This window comes from Hyphomonas sp. FCG-A18 (assembly GCF_045287255.1).
In the GTDB taxonomy this organism is placed as follows: domain Bacteria; phylum Pseudomonadota; class Alphaproteobacteria; order Caulobacterales; family Hyphomonadaceae; genus Henriciella.
In genome coordinates this window covers 482,848-502,951 of sequence record NZ_CP137142.1, presented here as the reverse complement: position 1 = coordinate 502,951, position 20,104 = coordinate 482,848, and the positions used below count along the sequence as shown (strand labels likewise).

The window sequence follows — 20,104 nt, the reverse complement described above, 5'->3', positions numbered from 1 at the left end:
ACTTACAGGCAACAGACAAAAGAAAATGCCGACCCTTTATGGGCCGGCATTTTTCGTTTCATGAAACCCCTATGGACTAGAACCGAAGCTTCAGCTCTGCGCCATATTGTGGACCACGACGCAGCGATCCGAAGAAGGCCCGTGGCGCACTCCGCGAAGCGGTTGCCGGATCTGTATTCGGGGTCGTATTGATCCCAGCAAAGAAGTATGGCGTCTGCAACCAGCGGGTCGCCATAACGACAGAGTCCTCATCGGTGATGTTCTGGCCATAGACACTGAACGTCCAGTCTTCATGCTCAAAGCCCATACGCGCCCCGAGGATGGTCGCATCGCCTGTCTCAGCACGGTTGTGCACCTGAACAAACTTCGAGCTTTCATAAGTCAGATCAGCTGAGGCAAAGAAATCTGACTGATAAGGACCAGCAGCCGCCAGATCATAGCGAAGGAAGGCACTGGCCTGATGTTCAGATGTCAATGGGAACTGCCGCCCTTCGATAGAGCACGTCGCTGGACCAGACCCTGGGAATAAGGCTGTGAAATCTGTCCCCGTGCCTGTATCCGGGTCCGTCAGAAGACCGCCACCAGAGGTAATAATCCACTCATCTGGGTCACAGCCTTCGGTGAACTCTGTGTCTGTCCAGGCATAGGTCGCTCCGCCAGACCAATTGTCATTAAAAGCACCGCTGATATCCAGCTCCAGACCAAGAATCTCACCCGACCCCTGATTGGTTGCCACAGAGTTCAGCGCCCCGGTTGGCGTTGCCACCGCGGTGGTCAACTGCACATTGGTGGCATCGGTGAAGAAGGCCGCTGCTGTAAAGTTGAACCCGGTATTCATAACAGGGGTTTTGAGACCAACTTCGAAATTGTCAGACTCTTCCTGCTCATAGGTCGGCAGGCCAATCGCTGCCCCCGTAGAGCCGTTCAGCCCGCCCGGCTTAACCCCTTGGGAGAAGATACCATAGACCGTGCCACCGTTTTCCAGCGCATAGTCAACCGTCAGGCGCGGTGTAAACGCATCGAAATCCGCAGAACCGAGTGGCGAAGTGCTATCAGTTTTAGTTTCTTCGGCATAACGACCTTCAACCGTGACAGAGAGGCGATCGGTCACATCGTATTCGATTAGACCAAAGATCGCTTGGTTCTCGATCCCACGCTCACCGGTTGGTGTGTCCGATCCATCCGGGTCCGCAAACGTGATATCACTGTCGAGAACATCCTGATCATAATAGTACAGACCTGCCAGCCACCGCAGACGGTTATCCTGTGGCGAGCTTAGCTTGATCTCGAAGCTATAATCCTCGACATCATCACGGCCTGTATTGGCAAAGAATGGCTCCTGAGTGGGGCCGGAAATGAACCAGTTGACCGGAGAGTGGTCACTGTCAAAGCCTGTCAGTTCTGTTTCATCACGATATCCTGCGAGGAAACGGAGCTCATAGCCATTGCTAAACTCATAGCTGGAGGTCAGGCTGATAATCGTCTGCTCACGATCCAGGCCATCAAAGGCTGTGCCATCGGCAAGGCTGTAGAATGGGATAAAGTTTGTTCCCTCAAGCGCACCCGGAATAACATTTGGGATACCATCAGCATCCACGTCTGTATTCAAAGCCACCTGACCCGGTTCAATTACACCACAGAAGTATTGGTTGTTATTTGTATAGGCAGGTCGCGGGAAAGGAACGCCTTCAAAGCCAGGAATAAAGAAATGGCTCGCCAGTGAGCGATAACCGGGCTCACAATTATTGTGGCTCGCATCCTGGAGGAAGAGTGGCAGCGGGCCGTCCTTGTCTTCATTATAATTGATCCGCAGGCGCGCATCGAAATTCTCAGTTGGTTGCCAGTCAAGAACACCAGAGAGGCTGATTGTCGATTCATCACCAACGAGTTGATCCGTGACGGCATTGGTAAACTCACCATCATACTCATAGCCGCGATAGTTCAGGCGCCCACTCAGCCCATCAATGAATGGCAGAGGACCAGCAACTGAGAGAGACGCTTCCTTTGTTCCATTATTGCCAAAACGGAGCTTACCATTGGCCTCAAACTCTTCGCTCCCACCACGCGTAATGAAGTTGATCGCACCAGCATAGGTGTTCCGGCCATAGAGCGCCGATTGAGGGCCTTTGATAACTTCAACGCGAGAAAGCTCATTTGGATCGAGGTTCTGGATCGACCCGGCATAGTAGACGCCATCAACGAAATAAGCTGTCCCGGACTCAACCCCGAACTGAACGCCCGCCAGAACATTGGACTGGCCGCGAATAACAGGCCGCTCGGTTGAACGCCCAAATGCCTTGGAGAAGGACAGACCCGGCGTGAAGCGTGCAATATCATCAACCGTTTGCAGCTGCAGATCTTCGAGCGCTTTCTCATCAAATGCACTGACCGCAATCGGTGCTTCGAGAAGGCCTTCATCCTTTTTACGCGCCGTGATCACAATTGTGTCCTGGCGCGCTTCTGCATCCTCTTCGGCGTCCTGAGCGACTGCGGGGACGGCATAGGCTGTCATCGCAAAGGCTGCGGCACCGGCTAGTAGTAGTGTTTTCCTCATCGTGGTCTCCCCGCTGCGTCAATGTGTTTCTCGACACATCTGACAAATGATATATCCTTTAACTTTGTCCGTGCTTTTGGTCTTGGCAAGCCCTTTGTCCAGACAAAAGCGCTTTTTTTTGAGATATGCGTGTCATATTCGGCACACATCGCCCCAAAACCGGAGGAAACAGAGATGAGCGCCCAAATATCCGCCAATGAGTTGAAGCAGATCATGCCGCTGCTTGCGCGCCATGAGGGCGTTTGGGAGGGGCATTACCGATTCTATGATGTCCACGGCAACAAGATTGACGAACATGAATCCCGGCTTGTCTGCCGGTTCCCGGAAACCGGGCACCCCTATCACCAGACCAATTATTATCGCTGGGCCGATGGCAAGCGAGACACACGAGATTTTCCGGCAATGGTCGAGAATGGTCGCCTGAAATGGGACAATGAGTTTATCAATGGCTGGGCCTGCGATGTCGCGCTGGACGACTTCAATCGCACAACCATGCTCAACTGGACGCGTACAGGTGAGCCAGACCTCTATCTCTATGAAATGATCCAGCTTTCTGATGATGGGCAATCGCGCGCGCGTGTCTGGCAATGGTTCAAGGCCGACCGATTGTTCCAACGGACCTTGGTCGATGAGCGGTTCGTAACCAAAGACTGGCAATCCTATGAAGGGGAAACCTTCTAAGCCCGCTTGATGGCACGAAATGCAAAAGCCCCGTCTGATCGATCAGGCGGGGCTTTTCTAGGCTTTTGGTTCTGGAGCTTATTCAGACTGCGCCTTGCGCCATTCCTTATAATGCTTCCAACTGGTCATATTATCGCGTGGGTCACCGGTTGGTGGCGCGCTGCGATAGAGTGGTGCACGTTCATTAATATAGGCCTTCATCGTCTCGCTCATTTCATCCCAGCTCCCAACGCGGAAGCCAGCGGTGTGAACGTAGAAAGCACCTTCACGGCCATTCATTTTCATCCATGGCAGCCAATCAGACAGACGCGCCCAGCCAACAGAGACAGTCGCTTCTGTCGTGCTTGGATCAAACAGGTCATCGGTGCGGCCAAAGAAGTTGAACATCTCCGTGGCGTGATAGGTGCCGCCAATCTCTTCCTGATAGTCGCCACCCAGCGGGTTTGAATACCAGAGCGGGAAAGTCGACTTAAAGTACCACTGATTACCATAGACCTCGCCGCCCCAGGTGGCGGGCTTACCATCCCAACCGATCTCGTAGGATTCCCAATTTACCGGATCATTCTCAACATGCTGAACCTTTACGCTCTCGCCGGTCCATGGGTTGTCCCACATGTCCAGAACCTCGCCAGTATCCTTGTCGAGATAGAGCAGGATCTCACGTGACACGAGTGCAAAGCCAGGGCCGCGCTTTTCGTCCGTAATGGCTGAACAGGCACGAATGTTCATACCTTCAACATTGAACAGATGCGTGTCTTTCTCGCCCTGACGACGTGCATAGGCCTTACCTTCCCAGGCATAAACCGCAGGACGCCCATCAACGGTCGAACATTGCATTTTACGCATCAGGGTTTGGGCATCCGTGGCATTTGTTGGATCAAGCTGGGCTTCCTGAGCCTGCCCAACGGTTGCACACGCGGCAAGCACCCCAACAGCTGCCCCCAAGGTCGCGAGTTTAGAAAACAATTTCATGCATTCCTCCAAATGATATATCATTTAAGGGAATGGCACGGTTAACCGCTTTCGCCAAGAGCAAATTCGTCCTTTGCGCGAATTTTTGTGATCAGCGCCCCGATAGCGAGCACCGCAAAGGCTCCAATCCACGGCACAGTCCGGGCCCAGATACTGCCCGGCCCGGAAGGCAGGAAGAACTCATAGGCGAGGGATAGTCCAAACCCGACAAGGATCGACAAGAGCAAAAATACGCCGCGTGGTTTATGGCCCAGCGTGCGCGCCACGACGGTTGGGCCAAAGCTCGCGCCAAGCGCTGTCCAGGCAAACAGGGTTCGATCGAAAATCGTCGACGGCAAGGCGAATGTGATCATCAGCGCTGCCAGACAGACTGCGAGAATGGCCATTCGCGAAACCAGAACATCGCGCCCGCCGAGGGCTTTGGCCAAGCCAAGATCATGGCTGATCGCCGCCCCGGCCACAAGCAGCTGGCTATCAACGGTCGACATGATCGCCGACAATGTGGCCGCGGCAATCACCCCAGCAAATATCGCAGGCAACAGGTCACTGGCAGTCTGGAAAAACACGCCTTCAGCGGGCGCATCGGCCCCAAACAGAACACGCGCGGAAAGGCCGAGAATCCCCATACCCGCATAGACCAATGCCCCCCAACCTATGGCGATGCCGGCGCCTGTCACGCGTGCACGTTGATCCCGCGCCGCCATAATCCACGCAATCAGGTGCGGCTGTCCCAGCGCCCCAAAGCCAGTGGCGAAAAGACCAACAACAAATCCGGTCGCAACAAAGCCTGTGCGCCCCCCAAATGTATCAGTATAGGTTGCAGGCATCGCCGATAATGCAGTATTCAGCCCTTCCAACCCGCCTGCAGCCATAAAGGCGGCCGCGGGCAAGATGACCGCGACAACGGCCATCAGCAGGCCCTGCAAAGTGTCGATCAGGGACACCGCAAGGAAGCCCCCGAGGAAAGTGTAGGCAACAATCACCAGCGCCCCGATCAGAACGCCATTGACGAGGCCAATTCCAAACAGGCCATCAAAAGCCACCCCAGCGCCCTGAAACTGTGAGGCCACATAGTAGGCAAAACAGAACGCGATCATCAGACTGGCAACAATCCGGATCCAGCGCGCCGATCGCGGTCCGGCATGTTCGCTCATAAAGTCGGTCAGGGTCAGATGGCCCTGCTCCCGGCTTGCCACTTGCAGGACTTTTCCTGCCCAGAGCCAGACCACAGCATATCCCGCCAGTATCCCTGGCACCATCCACAAAGCTGATGGCCCGGCGGCATAAACGAAGCCTGAAAAGCCGAGCAGCACCCAGGCACTTGAGCTGGAAGCGGCATAAGCAAGCCCGGCAACGACCGGCCCAAGGTTGCGCCCGCCAAGCAGAAAAGCCTCCTGTGACTTCGCCCGCTGCGCCGCCCATAGGCCAATTCCAAACAGAACAGCCGAATAGGCAATCAGCGTCGCGAAAGCTGAGATATGTTCCAATTGAACCCTCCCCGGCTCGTTTCTTTATTCTGCCGCCACTGGAACAGGTGCGCCTTTATAGCCCAAAGGCAGGCCAGCACGCGGTGTAAAGCCATAGAGCTCCTCATCCGGCAAGGCTTCAGCAACAAGCTCACGCGTCGCCATCAACGCCTCAAGATCAATCCCGGTATCGACGCCCATCGATTCAAACATGAAAACCAGATCCTCGGATACAACATTGCCACTTGCCCCCGGCGCGGTTGGGCAACCACCTAAGCCGCCGAGCGAGCTGTCAAACGTCGTAATCCCTTCCTCATAGGCCGCCAGAACATTGGCGAGACCAAGTCCGCGTGTGTTGTGGAGGTGAACCCCTGTCAGATTTTCGTCGCCAACAACCCCGCGCACAGCGCGAATCAACTGCCGCATAGAAACCGGGTCGCCATAACCCGTTGTGTCAGACAGACCGACCTCATCACACCCGGCGGCCATGAGCCGCTCGGCGCAGCGCAGAATAACGGCTTCTTCAATTGGGCCTTCGAGCGTGCAGCCAAACGCCGTCGACAGGGAGCCTTCAAAGTGCGGGCGATCACCATCGGGTAGGCTGGCAAGCAGTTCTGCAATCGCTTTTGCTTCATCAATCACCTGATCATGCGTGCGGCGAATATTGCGCAGCGAATGGGTTTCGCTGACCGACAAAGGCAGGGTGATTTTATGGGCGCCAGCCTCAACCGCGAGCTGTGCGCCTTTCAGATTCGGGACCAGAACCGCAACTTCCAAACCCGGAATCTGCACCGCATGGCGAACAATGTCCCCCGTATCGGCCATTTGCGGCAGCAGCTTGGGTGAGACAAAAGAGCCGACCTCGATTTCTTTCACTCCAGCCGCAGCAAGCGCTGTAATCCAGCGCTTTTTCGCCTCAGTTGGCATGATGGCACTACAGTTCTGCAGCCCATCGCGGGGGCCGACTTCACTAATCAGAATCTGGCTTGCAGGCATTTTTGAGGTCCTTCCTCGAAGGTCGGGGGGTGACGTTTGCTTTAAATGATATATCTATTCAATTGTGTTGTGGAAAGCAAAGCCTGCCAACAGGTCGGCTTAGGGGAGAGAGTATGAGTAACGCGACAGGCCTCCTGAAAGGCGTAAAGGTTATTGAGTTTACGCACATGGTCATGGGGCCTGCGGCTGGATTGATTCTGGCGGATCTTGGCGCGGAAGTGATCAAGGTGGAACCAGTTGGTGGTGACAAGACCCGCCGTCTGCGTGGTTCCGGTGCTGGCTATTTCTCCATGTATAACCGTAACAAGAAGAGCATTTCCGTTGATCTGAAATCCGCCGAAGGCAAGGAGATTGCTCTGCGTTTGATCGATGATGCCGATGTCTTCATCGAAAATTTCCGCCCCGGGGCACTCGACAAACTCGGCTTTGGTTATGACGATCTGGCCAAGCGAAACCCAAAACTGATCTATTGCTCTGAAAAAGGCTTTCTGGATGGGCCATACTCACATCGCACGGCGCTGGATGAAGTCGCCCAGATGATGGGTGGGCTCGCCTATATGACAGGGCCTCCGGGACGCCCTCTGCGCGCGGGCTCAAGCGTTATTGATGTCACTGGCGGCATGTTTGGTGCGATTGCCGTGCTCGCTGCCTTACAGGATCGACAAACCAGCGGCCAAGGCCGTCATGTCAGCGCCTCCCTCTATGAAACCACGGTCTTTCTGGTTGGCCAGCATATGGCGCAATATGCTGTGACCGGTAGCCCGGCCGCGCCTATGCCCGCGCGCGTATCAGCCTGGGCTGTGTACGATGTGTTCGATGTCCAGAATGATGAGAAAGTCTTTGTCGGTGTCGTCTCCGATGGCCAATGGAAAGCCTTCTGTGAGGCCTTTGACCTGAAGGATTGGGCGCAGGACGAGATTCTGGCCGCCAATAATGAGCGTGTCGCGCGCCGTGATCAGATCATTCCGCGCCTGCGCGATCTGTTCATGGGCTACACCAAACAGGAGCTGATGGAGAAACTGGAAACAGTTGGCCTGCCTTTCGCGCCGATCCAGAAACCGGAAGACCTGTTTACCGATCCGCATCTGGTTGAAAGTGGCGGTCTGCTGGACATGACCATCCCCGATGGCGGCGAGATTGCCCTGCCCGCTATGCCGGTGTCCATTGATGGGGATCGCCCGGGCCTGACCCTAAATCCACCGGAAATTGGCGAGCATACGGGTGAAATTCTCTCGCAGCTGGGACTGTCATCGAATGAGATTGAAGACCTGAAAGCCCGCAAGCTAATTGATCAACCGACGAACGGCGATCACATTCAAGCGGCCGAATAAAGCCAGGGACGACGCTCTGCATCGCCTGCAAAGAAAGCCTCGATTACGGCTTTGTCCTGTAGCGTCAGGGCAATCGGGTCCAGCCCTTTCATCAGGAGCTGTTTTGGATACTCACCGATGTCGAATGTGCCGTGCCAGTCGGGCTTGTCAGCTCGCGTGACGGTTTGAGCCCCCAGATCAATAGTCAGGTCTTCAACATCGTCCCACCATGCATCTGCGGGTATGTCAGGCCCCTTGAGGACAATCGGCAATATGCCATTGCGCAGGCAGTTTCCATGGAAAATTTCCCCAAAGCTTTTGGCAATGATCACCCGGATACCATATTCGGCGAGCGCCCATACGGCGTGTTCGCGCGACGAACCACAGCCAAAATTCTCGCCTGAAATCAGGATACTAGCCCCGGCTTTTTCAGGCTTGTTCAAAACAAAGGCCGGATTGGGCTCACGCCCGCTCGACGCGGTATAGCGCCATCCAGCAAACAGGCCGTCGGCCAAGCCTTCGCGGCTCACCGTCTTCATTTCCCGGCTGGGAATGATCTGATCGGTATCAACATTGTCGATCATTAGCACAGCGGCTTTGCCATGATGGGTTACAAGCGGCGCAGGCATTACGCAGTCTCCAATACGCTATGCAGGTCTGCAGGGGCACAGATGCGGCCCGCGACAGCACTCGCCGCGACGACTGCCGGACTGGTCAGGTGGGTCCGCACGCCTGGCCCCTGCCGCCCTTCAAAATTCCGATTGGTTGAAGAGACCACCCGCGTGCCCGGGGCAAACGTCTCCCCGCCCGCATAAAAACACATGGCACAGCCAGGCTCGCCCCATTCGAATCCAGCAGCCTTGAAGACCTTGTCGAGCCCCAACTGTTCCGCCTCACGCTTCACGGCCTTGGACCCCGGCACACAGACCGCACGTAGCCCCGGCGCAATCCGGTGTCCGCTCAAGACTTTCGCTGCGGCCTGCAAGTCAGACAGACGGCCATTTGTGCAGGAGCCGATAAAGGCCCCACCAATTGCTAACCCTTGCAGGCTTTGACCGGCGTTGAGCCCCATATAGTCGAGCGCTTTCTGCCCTGCATCCTGCGGCACCGCCTGGCCGATCGCGATTGTATCTTCAGGGCTGGTGCCCCAACTGATTTGAGGACGGATCAAGCTGGCATCGATGATGATCTCCTCATCAAAGCTGGCCTCGGTATCGGTTTGCAGCTTCGCCCATTCAGCTTCAACAGCCTCCATATCGGGCGCGAATGAGCGGCCCGTAACATAGGCCACTGTCTTGTCATCCGGCGCAATCACGGCTGTGAAAGCCGCAAACTCAACCGCGAGGTTGCAAAGCGTCAGCCGCCCTTCAACATCAAGCGCGGCAATCGCCTCGCCACAAAACTCAATTGCGCAACGCTTGCCGCCCGCCGCACCATATTTAGCGATCAGGTAGAGCGCGATATCCTTGGCACTACAATCGCCCGGCAAGACACCATCCACGCGCACGCGCATTTGCGGTGGCTTCTTGGCCCGGATGACGCCCGTGGCCATGACATGCTCAGCCTCACTGGAGCCAATACCCCAAGCTAATGCCCCTAAAGCGCCAAGGCTGCATGTATGACTGTCCGGACAGACCAAAGACACACCGGGCACAGCAATCCCCTGCTCCGGCGCCACGACATGCACAATGCCTTGCGTGGGGCTATCTGTATCGATCAGGTGAATACCCGCCTGTTTCGCCATGGCGCGGGTTTCGGTAATGAAAGCCTCCCCGCCAGGACTGCGCGCTTCATCACGGCCCCGCCCGGCACGGAAAGAAACAATATGATCCATAATCGCGAACACACGTCTCGGATCGCGGATCGGATAGCCGTTTTCCTGTAAGGATTTCAGGGCGACGCCGCCCGTGCGCTCATGCAGGAGCGTCCGATCAATCGCAATCAGGTCATAGCCATCGCCAGCCTCAGTAACGCGATGGGCATCCCATAATTTATCGAACAGCGTACTTGGCAAATCATCCTCGCAACAAATGATATATCATTTACACAAGACGCAATCTAGCCGCAGAAATCAAGCCCTGTCTTTAAGCCTGCTGCTCGCGGTGCTCCAGTTCGGCGATTTCCTTACCCAGAAAGAAAGAGATTGCCGTCCGGATCACAACCAGAAGCCCGACAAAGATCAGATCGGTCAGCTCACGCGTAATCACCGTATGAATAATGTCCGAAGCGATCATGAACTCAATCCCGGTGAGAATGTATGCGCCGAGTGTCCGTCGGGCCTCAGCAATATTGCCCAGCCCGCGGCGAAGGCCGGCCCCTTGCAGAAGTGCACTCAACAGCTTCAGCAAGGCGACATTGAACCCAAAGATAATGATAGCCACGCCAATCAGGTCGATCCCAACAGCCATCACTTCGAAAACCTCGGCCAGCATTGGGCCAATCTCAAACGGCAAGGCATCGAGCGAAGACCCGCCCGTCATGCCTTCCATCGGATGTTCGGAGCCACTCATCAGAGCAGTTCCGCATCAGTGATGATCTCAACCAGAGATGGGCCATCATGCGCAATGGCTTTGGCGAGGGCTGTATCCAACTCTTCCCGGGTTTTCACCCGCTCGCCCATCCCGCCGCAAGACCGCGCAAATCCAGCAAAGCTCGGATTAACGAGACTGGTCTGCCAAACCTCGAACTCAGCAGCCTTTTGCTCTTTGGAGATTTTGCCCAGCTCGGAATTGTTCATCAGGATGTGGGTGATGTTCATGCCGTATTTGACCGCTGTGGTGAATTCCATCGCGTATTGTCCAAAACCGCCATCACCCGAGACGGAAATCACTTTTCGGCCTTTGTATGGGCCCTCTTCCTGCGTCGCAGCCCATGCCCCCATCGCAGCAGGGAAGGAGAAGCCGATCGAGCCGAGATAGCCCGACATCAGGACACGCTGATTGCCCGCCGGCTCAAAATAGCGCCCAAAGGAATAAGTGTTGTTTCCCACATCCACGGGAAGGATCGCATCCGCCGGGGCATGGCGGGTCAGGGCATCGAACAGAGCTGCTGCTGAGACCCCTTTGCCATTATCTTCCACAACCCGTGTCGCCTTTTCAGCGCGCCAGAGCCGCCAGCGCTCAGCTACTTCACCACGCATATCCAAAGCCGCATGCCCCTTTTGCACCTCGGCCTTGAGCAGGTCCGCGGTGACCGCAACATCGCCCATCACAGGCATGGCAACCGGATGACGCTTAGCCAGTCGCATCGGATCAGTATCAACCTGAATAGTCGGCGCGCCCTCATAGATGCCCGTATGGTCAGAGAAGCTCGCGCCGAAGACTAGCAACAGATCCGCTTCATTCATGAACCAGCTGGCAATCGGGGTACCCGACCGCCCCATCACGCCAGCAGCCAGCGGGTGCGCATCGGCAATCTGTCCCTTGGCTTTGAATGTCGTGGCCACCGGCGCATTGAGCTGCTCAGCAAGTGCGATGACATTTTCCATCCCCTGTAGGGCACCATAGCCAACGATGATCATCGGGCGTTTGGCCTTGCGGAGGAGGTCAGAGGCTTCAGCAACAGCGGATGGCGGCGGGGCCACGGCCATATCGGCCATACGGCCAGCAGGGCCCTGAGCCTTGGCGCCTTCGGCTGCTGCTTTTGGCTGCACATTATCCGGGAAAACAAGATGCCCGACACCGCGCTTAAGGATGGATGTCTTGATCGCCTGCGTCATCAACAAGGCATGGTCGGAGGTCAGGTGGACCGTTTCTGAAAATTCGGCGACGGCCTCGAATGCCGCTTCCAAATCAATGTCCTGAAAGGCGTGCACGCCCACAACCTGATCCTGGACCTGCCCGGTCAGGGCAAGCGCTGGCGCGCCGTCCACCTTGGCATCCCATAGGCCCGTCAGAAGATTGGTCGCGCCGGGGCCAGCAATTGTCAAAGCGGCCGCCGGGTGTCCTGTCAGCTTGCCATATCCTGAAATGGCGAAAGCCGCCGCGCCTTCATGGCGGATACCGTAATAGGTGAGCTTGCCCTCAGCCTCTTGCGCGCGCAGGGCGTCGGCGAGGCCAAGATTGGAATGGCCAACCATGCCAAACACAGAGGTTACGCCCCAATTGACCATGGTTTCGGCCATCACATCGGCGATCGTCCGCTCACGCTCAGGCAAAGCTGGCACGGCGACGAAGATGTCATCACCGCGTATATCGACCTCGAACATCTCTTGCCCGGTATCTTCATGACCACCCGGCGGTTTCCCGGTCAGCGGATCAAAGTCCCAACCATGCCAGGGACACCGCAGCCAGCATTTGTCATCAATGCCCCTCTCAATTGACCCTTCCCCCAGCGGACCGCCCTGATGCGGGCATTTATTGTCCATCGCGGCCCACTGGCCGTCAAAATGAACCAGGGCAATGGATTGCGTGCCCGCGGTAACCGACTTTACGCGGCCTTCTTCAACTTCGCTTGTTTGAGCAACTTTGTGCCAGATCAGAGTGTGTTTGGTGTCAGACATGGGCCTCCCCCTTCGCTTGACTTGCTGCTGCCCTACAGGAAGTGTGCCCGAAGCGCAGTTCAAAACCCTATCACACTTTTGTGGAGAGACGTGATTGGCGTGGTGAACCAAAGCCCGGCTAGAGGTTGCGCGAGCCATGAAGGGGAGAGCTTATGGACAAAATCAGTATTGCCAAATGGGATGACCTGAAAGACCGCCAGCCGGAATATGCGCTGGTCGGTGAGGTCGATCTGGTCGTCGTGCGTTTTGATGAAACTGTGTCCGTGTTTTATGGCCGCTGCCTGCATCGCGGCGCGCTGATGGCAGATGGACATGTCGATCAAAATGACAACCTGATCTGCGGGGTGCACAATTGGGATTATCGCCTCGATACCGGGGTGTCCGAGTATGAGAATTCTGAAAAGCTTCCAAAATTCACCGCCTGGATCGAGGACGGAGATGTCCTCGTTGATGCCGATGAGATCAATGCCTGGGGGTTGGCAAATCCCCAGCCCTATAAGCGCGATGAGTATCTCGGCCTCTATCAGGACCCGAGCCATGCCCCGCATGAGGAGCCACACAATAAGCTGATCCAGCAATATGCCCGCGATGGCTTATCCAAAGTCGGCCATCATGGCGTTGTTGATGCGATGGGCGTGCCACGCGATCAGTTGCCCGACTGGGATGATATTCAGCTGATCACCGCGCAATTGCACAAGATGCCCCTGCTCGATGATGAGCCTGTCGACACCTCCGTGACCATTGGGCCGAATGCACAGAAACCGCTCAAGCTCGATATCCCGCTTTTTGTATCTGATATGAGTTTCGGGGCTTTATCCGAAACGGCCAAGGTTGCTCTTGCCCGCGGCGCAGAGCTTGCCGGAACGGGTATTTGCTCTGGCGAAGGAGGTATGCTGCCGGAAGAACAGGAAGCCTGCTCAAAGTATTTTTACGAGCTCGCCTCTGGCCGTTTTGGCTTTTCATGGGACAAGCTCGCCAAGGTGCAGGCTTTCCACTTCAAGGGCGGCCAAGGGGCCAAGACTGGAACCGGGGGTCACCTGCCCGGTGAGAAAGTCAAAGGCAAGATCGCCTTGGTTCGCGGGCTTAACGAGGGTGAATCGGCAATCTCTCCACCCCGCTTCCCCGATTGGACCGATTGCCTTCAGGTCAAAGCGTTTGCCGATGAGGTTCGCGACCGAACAGGCGGTATCCCAATCGGCTACAAACTCTCCGCCCAGCACATAGAAAAGGACATTGATGCCGCGCTGCTGGTCGGGGTCGATTATGTCATCCTTGACGGTCGCGGCGGCGGCACCGGCGCTGCCCCGATCATTTTCCGGGACAATATCTCTGTACCGACCATTCCGGCCCTTGCCCGCGCGCGAAAGCACCTCGACGATCTTGGGCGCAGCGATGTTTCGCTTGTGATCACAGGCGGCCTGCGCAAGCCTGCAGATTTTGTTAAAGCCATGGCGATGGGCGCTGATGCTATTGCGGTTTCCAACGCGGCCATGCAGGCCATTGGCTGTGTCGCTATGCGCGCCTGCCACACCAATAACTGCCCTGTCGGCATCGCCACGCAGAAACCGCATCTGGTCTCGCGCCTGCACGCCGAAGCCTCCGCCCTTCGCTTGAAGAACTTCTTCGAAGCCTCAACCGAACTTATGAAAGTCATGGCGCGCGCCTGTGGCCATCACAGCCTGTCAGACTTCAATGCTGAAGACCTGACCACGTTCAGCCGTGAAATGTCAGATCTCTCCGGTGTGGCCTATGCGGGGGTACGCGCATGAGTGAGAGTTTAGCCAACATCATCGTCACAGGGTTTGGCGTCTACCTCCTTATCGGCCTCCTTGTTGGCTTTGCCTATATGTTTGGCGGGGCTGGGAAGATCGATCCTGCGGCCAAGGGTAAAGGCCTGCCGCTGCGCGTACGTTTGCTCATTTTGCCCGGTATCATTGGCCTATGGCCGATGATGCTGACAAAGCTGCTGACCCAGACAGAGCCTCCGATCTCATGAAACGCGCGCATCGTCGAACCCATCTCATTCTCTGGCTGATCCTCGGTCCGGTCATGGTGATCACCCTGCTTCTGGCCGTCATGCATCGCCCAGCCGACCCGATAAATGACTCGCTGCCAAGCGCCCTGATTGAGGGAGAACGCTAATGTCCCACGATTACAAAGCGGTGCAATGGACCTCTTTCAAGATACGGTTTGATCGCTGGATGCTCGGCGGGATCGCGCTTTATCTGACCCTCTTCGTTCTAATCAGCACAATGGCCCAACCCGCAGGGGAGGCCTTTGCGCCAATCCAGATCCTGATCCGGGCCTTTGGGACGCTCGCCTTCCTGCTGCTGACTTTTATCCTGTGTATCGGACCACTGGCGCGCCTGACGGATCGCTTCAAGCCATTCCTCTATAATCGTCGCCACCTCGGCGTGACGACCTTTCTGATCGCGCTGATCCATGCCGGTCTGGTGATCCTCTGGTATCATGGGTTTTCGGAAACAAATCCGCTGGTCTCGCTGCTCATCTCTAACCCGCGTTATGACAGCCTGTCGGGCTTTCCCTTTGAAAGCCTTGGCCTGATCGCCCTGATCATCATGTTCCTGATGGCGGCGACCAGTCATGATTTCTGGAATGCCAATCTGGGTCCGGGTTTCTGGAAAGCGCTGCATATGGGCGTCTATGTCGCCTACGCACTATTGATCGCCCATATCGCACTCGGCGCGATCCAATTTGAGAAACACCCGCTTTACGTCACGCTGCTCTGCGCTGGGTCTGCGACCGTTATTGGTATGCATATCTTTACCGGCCTTGCCAGTTTGCGCCCGGCCAACCGAACCGCTCTGGAAGGCTGGCTCAAGGTCGCCGCTGTCAGCGATATGGATGATGCCCGCGCCAAGATTGTCCGCCCCAAACAGGGGGAAGCCATCGCCGTTTTCCGCAATGGTAACAAAGTCTCAGCCGTCTCAAATGTCTGTCGCCACCAAGGCGGTCCCTTGGGCGAGGGCAAGATTGTCGATGGCTGTATCACCTGCCCCTGGCATGGCTTTCAGTACCGCATGGAGGATGGCCAGTCCCCACCGCCGTTTACCGAAAAGATTGCGACCTATGCCACGCGGATTGTCGATGGGGTGGTCTATGTGAACCCAGCCCCCAATCCGCCGGGCACTGCCCAAGCCCCTAGCCTGATCGGAGCCACAAATGAGTAAGAATGACTTCTTCATCGGCTGGGGTGAGACACCAAGGCCAGACCGGCGCTTCTTCCTCGGTGCGGGCCTCGCTCTGCTCGGCGGGACCGCGGCGACCGCTGGTACTATCGCCGCACTACAGAACCGCCCCGGGCCGGGTTCTTGGAGTATGGGTGAGATCAGAGCGTTTCACGGCATCGCCACAGCAGAGCCCTATGCCATGCTGCGCACGCGCGATCTTGATGGCACGCCGCAAACCGTACTGCTCGGCTGTCAGGGCAAATGCGGCGTCAGTGCCAAGATTGGTGCGCTGTCAGGCAAAGCCGTGACAGTTAGGGGGTCCCTGATCCAGCGTGGCCCACATGCCATGATCGCAGTAATTGATGGTCTGGACTGGATTGTTGCCGCAGAAGACCGTGCCGTCAGCGATCTCGCGTTTCCCACCGCAGAACCGGTGATGGACATCAAGCTACGCGGCGAAATCCTTGATACGAAATGCTGGTTTGGCGCGATGAGCCCCAATCAGGGAAAGGTGCACAAGGCCTGTGCCTCGCTCTGTATTCGCGGCGGCATACCGCCGGGCTTCTATGTCACCGATATCGAGAAGCAAACCGCCCTGATGGTCATGACCGATCGCGGAATTGGCTTTGGCAAGGATATCCTCGAATACGTCGCGGACCCAGTTGAAATACAAGGCACAGTCAAACGTCAGGGCAATCTGCTCCTGCTCGATACAGCGGTTGCAAAAATCCAGCGCGTTTGAAAGAGCGCCTCCACATTGCAGAGGCGCCCTTTAATCTTATGAACCGATATAGGCTGTCTTTACAGACGTGTAGAACTCCGCCGCAAAGCTGCCTTGCTCGCGCGAACCTTGGCTGGACGCCTTGGTGCCCCCAAACGGAACATGATAGTCAACACCCGCTGTTGGCAAGTTAACCATAACCATGCCGGCTTTCGCTTCGCGTTGGAAGCGACGGGCAGAATTCAGAGAGGTGGTGCAAATGCCAGCGGACAGCCCAAACCTTGTATCGTTGGCGACGGCCATGGCTTCATCCAAATCACTCACACGGATGGTTGTCGCGACCGGACCAAAAATCTCTTCCTGATTGATCCGCAGGCTGTTGGCCGTATCCACAATCAGGGCAGGCTTCATAAAGAAGCCCGGTGTCTCGGCTTCCACCGCTTCACCGCCATAAATGTCCTGCGCGCCTTCTTCGCGCGCGATGGTCAGATAGTTCTGGTTCTGATCGAACTGACGCTGGTCGACGACTGGGCCAATCTGCGTGCTCATATCGAGCGCATGGCCGACCACCAAAGCATCCAGCTTTTGTTTCAAAGCATCGACAAAGGCATCGTGAATGGCGTCCTCCACAATCAGGCGGGAAGACGCCGTGCAGCGTTGTCCGGTTGAGAAGAACGCGCCGTTCAGGGCACAATTGACCGCTGTGTCCATGTCGGCATCGGCAAGTACGATTAGCGGGTTCTTTCCCCCCATTTCCAGCTGCGCCTTGGCTCCGCGCGCGCTACAGGCGGAGGAAACAATGCGCCCGGTATTCACTGAGCCTGTAAAAGAGATACCCGAGACACGGTCATCATTGAGTAGTTTCTCACCAATGACGCGACCCGGACCGTTGACGAGGTTAAACACACCACTTGGCAAACCAGAGCGGGAAATAATATCCGCCAAGGCCCATGTGCTACCCGGCGTCAATTCAGCAGGTTTAAGGATCACAGTGTTGCCATAGGCAAGCGCCGGGGCGATCTTCCAGGCCGGAATCGCAATCGGGAAATTCCATGGCGTAATCAGGCCAACCACGCCAAGGGCTTCACGCCGGATCTCGACATCAACCCCGGGGCGCACGGAGGGCATAGACATACCCGGAATGCGCAGCGCCTCTCCGGCGTAGAACTTGAATATCTGCCCCGCGCGGCCAACTTCTCCGATCGCCTCAGGCAAGGTCTTGCCCTCTTCGCGGGCCAGTAAGGTGCCGAGCTCGTCCTTACGGGCAAGGATTTCGCTACCAATCCGGTCGAGACAATCGGCGCGAAGTTGGACACCGCTCACACCCCATGTGCGACTGGCATGCGAAGCGGCAGAAATCGCATCTTCCAACTGGTCTAGACTGGCGGTGGCATACTCACCCACCACATCATTGGTGTCAGACGGGTTGATGTTGAGAATTGTGTCAGAGGACGACACCCAGTCGCCAGCGATGAAATTAGAATACGTGTCCATAGGAACCTCTTTAAAAAAGCGTCAGGCGTTAAAGCGATTAGGCGAATAGGCCTCAGCGGCGAGATGCGGGGCGCGTTCCCCCAACAGCTCGGCAATAAGTTTTCCGGTAGCCGGTGCCGCCATCAGACCGATCATATTGTGCCCGGTCGCAACCAGCACATTCTTAAGCGGTTTCAGCCGCCCAATAATCGGCAAACTGTCCCAGGTCATCGGGCGCCACCCAAACCAGGGCTGCACAATCTCTGCGGCTAACGGCGCTGAGAAATAAGGCGCGATGTTCTGTGTCAGCTGTTTTAGACGGAACGCCGGAATCTGGCTGTCATAACCGACAAATTCCATCATGGAGCCAATGCGCATGGCATTCTCAAACGGTGTAATCGCGATATGACACTCCGGCAGAACAATAGAGTGCAGGGGCTGCACCGCTGGATTGTTCAACGTGACGGAATAGCCTTTGCCCGGCAGGACAGGCAGAGATTTGCCAAAGATTTTTGCCAGCTCAGCACTCAGCGCGCCCGCAGCCAGGACGACATGATCGGTTGGAATCTCACCGGTCGTGGTTTGCAGCGCAGAAATTGCACCCTCACCCTGATCAATCGATACAAGCGAGCATTGCTCGCGAAACGCCACGCCCTGTGACTTGAGATAATTGACCCAGTTCTGCATCAACGCTTCAGGTAGAACCTGCGCATCCTGCGTATACAGAAAGCCGCCCGCTAAATCCGGGGCAAGGCTCGGATCCATCGCGGTCAGGGCCGCCTGATCCTTTTCATCGGCTGAAATGCCAAAGCGCTTGGCCACGATATCTTCTGTTTTGGCAAACTGATCGAGATCACGCTGGTTTTTGAAGGCATAGAGCAGACCGTTTTGCCGCCAGTCCGATCCGTTCATGACCTCACCAGACAAGGCTTGAAACTCATCGAATGAGGAGTCCAGCAAACCCTGTAACGCCGCAGCACTTTTATGTACGGACGCGGACCGGGAGGAGAGCGCGAAGTGCCAGAACCAGTTCAGAACGCGGGGGGAAAGGGTCGGCTTGATTTTGAAGGGCGCACGCGGGTTGAGCATCGAAACCATCCCCTGCCGCAAGGCCGCAAAGGAGTTGAGTGGCAGGACATGACTGGGCAGGATATGCCCACAATTGCGCAGCGAACAACCAGCACCGACCGCACCTTTGTCGATAACGGTGACCCTATAGCCGTCCTGTTGCAGGTAGTGGGCGCAGGCGATACCAATAATTCCGCCACCAATAATTGTTACACGATCCGATCGGCTCTGGCTCATAGAGATATCCCATCCATGAACGGATCGGACTCTTGAAAGATCAAGCTCCCCTCAGCCATGATATGCGCCGTACCGGTTATCGTTGGGACGACACGTCCCTCAGCGCCAAGTCTATAGCTGGCCGAAAACGTGCTGCCGACAATGCTTTCCTGAACCCAGACCTCACCTGGCTTAAGCAGACCTTGCTGCGCCAGACAGGCGAGCTTCGCACTGGTGCCTGTCCCACAAGGCGATCGATCATAGGCTCCACCGGGGCAAAGCACGAAGTTTCGGCTATTCATGCTCGGCTCCGTGGCTGGCCCAAAGAACTCGATATGATCGATCTCTGCGCCATCTGCCCCAGTCAGCCCCTCAGCATTCAACGCCTTGCGGATACGCCAAGCCATGTCGGTGAGGGTTTCAATATTCTCTGTGCTGACATCACATTTCGGCGTTTTGACCAGATAGAACCAGTTTCCACCCCAGGCGATATCGCCCGCACAGTCCATGATGCCCGGAATGCTAAGCTTCACGTCTTGACGATAAACATAGCTCTCGACGTTTTCGAAACTCACTTTATTGCGGTCATGCAGCTCAACATCCACAAGCCCAACCGGGGTTTCAAGGCGATAAGCTCCCGGCTGCCAAATCCCGAGATGGCCAAGCGTGACGGCCAAGCCTATGGTCGCGTGACCACACATGCCGAGATAACCAGTCGTATTAAAAAAGATCGCCCCGGCCGCGCAAGACAGATCATCCGGCTGGCATAAGAGAGCACCAACCATGGCCTCGGAGCCTCGAGGCTCAAGAACCGCCTTCGCGCGAAAGCTGTCAAAGCTCTCGGCAAATCGTTTGGCGCGAACCGAAAGCGGCCCATCGCCGAGGTCTGGGCCACCTTCGACGATGACCCTTGTCGGCTGTCCACCTGTATGGGAATCAATGATCTTCATAGCGA

Annotated in this window: 18 protein-coding genes; 7 read left to right on the top strand and 11 right to left on the bottom strand. The window is 56.3% G+C overall.

From position 1 onward, the window contains the following. Nucleotides 1-76: 76 nt before the first annotated feature. On the bottom strand, nt 77-2,554 hold the full coding sequence (locus RYZ27_RS02445) for a TonB-dependent receptor (RefSeq protein WP_406680770.1): 2,478 nt from the start codon (nt 2,552-2,554) through the stop codon (nt 77-79). A 174-nt stretch (nt 2,555-2,728) separates the two neighbouring features. Here RYZ27_RS02445 and RYZ27_RS02440 point away from each other — a divergent pair, with 174 nt between their 5' ends. Continuing rightward, the gene (locus RYZ27_RS02440; RefSeq protein ID WP_406680769.1) at nt 2,729-3,235 is read left to right on the top strand and encodes a DUF3598 domain-containing protein; all 507 of its coding nucleotides are present in this window, start codon (nt 2,729-2,731) and stop codon (nt 3,233-3,235) included. Nucleotides 3,236-3,313: 78 nt separating this feature from the next. Here the strand turns inward: RYZ27_RS02440 and RYZ27_RS02435 are convergent, their stop codons facing one another. From RYZ27_RS02435 to RYZ27_RS02425, 3 genes are read right to left on the bottom strand one after another with little or no spacing between them, the layout of a single operon-like run. Beyond that, nucleotides 3,314-4,207: a DUF1838 family protein gene (locus RYZ27_RS02435; RefSeq protein WP_406680768.1), complete on the bottom strand. Its 894-nt coding sequence runs from the start codon at nt 4,205-4,207 to the stop codon at nt 3,314-3,316. 41 nt (nt 4,208-4,248) lie between these two features. Continuing rightward, nucleotides 4,249-5,694: a sodium/proline symporter gene (locus RYZ27_RS02430; protein ID WP_406680767.1), complete on the bottom strand. Its 1,446-nt coding sequence runs from the start codon at nt 5,692-5,694 to the stop codon at nt 4,249-4,251. A 24-nt stretch (nt 5,695-5,718) separates the two neighbouring features. Then, complete coding sequence (locus tag RYZ27_RS02425; RefSeq protein WP_406680766.1) at nt 5,719-6,669, bottom strand: hydroxymethylglutaryl-CoA lyase; 951 nt, start codon at nt 6,667-6,669, stop codon at nt 5,719-5,721. Between the two features lie 113 nt (nt 6,670-6,782). On the opposite strand from RYZ27_RS02425, the gene RYZ27_RS02420 reads away from it, so the two are divergent. Then, entirely contained in the window at nt 6,783-8,000 is a 1,218-nt protein-coding gene (locus RYZ27_RS02420) for a CaiB/BaiF CoA transferase family protein (protein ID WP_406680765.1), read from the top strand. Here RYZ27_RS02420 and leuD read toward each other — a convergent pair. From leuD to RYZ27_RS02400, 4 genes are all read right to left on the bottom strand, one after another. Continuing rightward, a complete protein-coding gene (gene leuD, locus RYZ27_RS02415) occupies nt 7,985-8,608 on the bottom strand; it encodes a 3-isopropylmalate dehydratase small subunit (protein WP_406680764.1) in 624 nt (207 codons plus the stop codon). The two genes, RYZ27_RS02420 and leuD, sit on opposite strands and share 16 nt — an antisense overlap. Then, nucleotides 8,608-9,993 (bottom strand): 3-isopropylmalate dehydratase large subunit, encoded by a 1,386-nt coding sequence (locus RYZ27_RS02410; protein WP_406680763.1) that lies wholly within the window; start codon nt 9,991-9,993, stop codon nt 8,608-8,610. The genes leuD and RYZ27_RS02410 overlap by 1 nt, the downstream gene beginning before the upstream one ends. Nucleotides 9,994-10,063: 70 nt before the next feature. Then, nucleotides 10,064-10,489, bottom strand: a complete 426-nt coding sequence (locus RYZ27_RS02405; RefSeq protein ID WP_406680762.1) for a DUF1622 domain-containing protein — start codon at nt 10,487-10,489, stop codon at nt 10,064-10,066. Continuing rightward, nucleotides 10,489-12,480, bottom strand: a complete 1,992-nt coding sequence (locus RYZ27_RS02400; protein WP_406680761.1) for a thiamine pyrophosphate-dependent enzyme — start codon at nt 12,478-12,480, stop codon at nt 10,489-10,491. The genes RYZ27_RS02405 and RYZ27_RS02400 overlap by 1 nt, the downstream gene beginning before the upstream one ends. Nucleotides 12,481-12,632: 152 nt before the next feature. Between RYZ27_RS02400 and RYZ27_RS02395 the strand changes: the two genes are divergently transcribed. The 5 genes from RYZ27_RS02395 to RYZ27_RS02375 are packed head-to-tail and all read left to right on the top strand — an operon-like array spanning nt 12,633 to nt 16,413. After that, nucleotides 12,633-14,249, top strand: coding sequence for a glutamate synthase-related protein (locus tag RYZ27_RS02395; RefSeq protein WP_406680760.1), 1,617 nt, complete (start codon nt 12,633-12,635; stop codon nt 14,247-14,249). After that, on the top strand, nt 14,246-14,476 hold the full coding sequence (locus RYZ27_RS02390) for a hypothetical protein (protein WP_406680759.1): 231 nt from the start codon (nt 14,246-14,248) through the stop codon (nt 14,474-14,476). The genes RYZ27_RS02395 and RYZ27_RS02390 overlap by 4 nt, the downstream gene beginning before the upstream one ends. Further along, nucleotides 14,473-14,622, top strand: a complete 150-nt coding sequence (locus RYZ27_RS02385) for a hypothetical protein (RefSeq protein ID WP_406680758.1) — start codon at nt 14,473-14,475, stop codon at nt 14,620-14,622. The genes RYZ27_RS02390 and RYZ27_RS02385 overlap by 4 nt, the downstream gene beginning before the upstream one ends. Then, a complete protein-coding gene (locus RYZ27_RS02380) occupies nt 14,622-15,671 on the top strand; it encodes a ferric reductase-like transmembrane domain-containing protein (RefSeq protein WP_406680757.1) in 1,050 nt (349 codons plus the stop codon). Before RYZ27_RS02385 ends, RYZ27_RS02380 begins: the two co-directional genes overlap by 1 nt. Beyond that, nucleotides 15,664-16,413 carry a hypothetical protein gene (locus tag RYZ27_RS02375; RefSeq protein WP_406680756.1) on the top strand — a complete coding sequence of 250 codons (750 nt, stop codon included), beginning with the start codon at nt 15,664-15,666 and terminating at the stop codon, nt 16,411-16,413. The genes RYZ27_RS02380 and RYZ27_RS02375 overlap by 8 nt, the downstream gene beginning before the upstream one ends. Before the next feature lie 36 nt (nt 16,414-16,449). On the opposite strand, the gene RYZ27_RS02370 is transcribed toward RYZ27_RS02375, so the two are convergent. From RYZ27_RS02370 to RYZ27_RS02360, 3 genes are read right to left on the bottom strand one after another with little or no spacing between them, the layout of a single operon-like run. After that, a complete protein-coding gene (locus RYZ27_RS02370; protein ID WP_406680755.1) occupies nt 16,450-17,886 on the bottom strand; it encodes an aldehyde dehydrogenase family protein in 1,437 nt (478 codons plus the stop codon). Between the two features lie 21 nt (nt 17,887-17,907). Continuing rightward, nucleotides 17,908-19,170: an NAD(P)/FAD-dependent oxidoreductase gene (locus tag RYZ27_RS02365; protein ID WP_406680754.1), complete on the bottom strand. Its 1,263-nt coding sequence runs from the start codon at nt 19,168-19,170 to the stop codon at nt 17,908-17,910. Beyond that, nucleotides 19,167-20,099 (bottom strand): proline racemase family protein, encoded by a 933-nt coding sequence (locus RYZ27_RS02360; protein ID WP_406680753.1) that lies wholly within the window; start codon nt 20,097-20,099, stop codon nt 19,167-19,169. The genes RYZ27_RS02365 and RYZ27_RS02360 overlap by 4 nt, the downstream gene beginning before the upstream one ends. Nucleotides 20,100-20,104 lie beyond the last annotated feature (5 nt).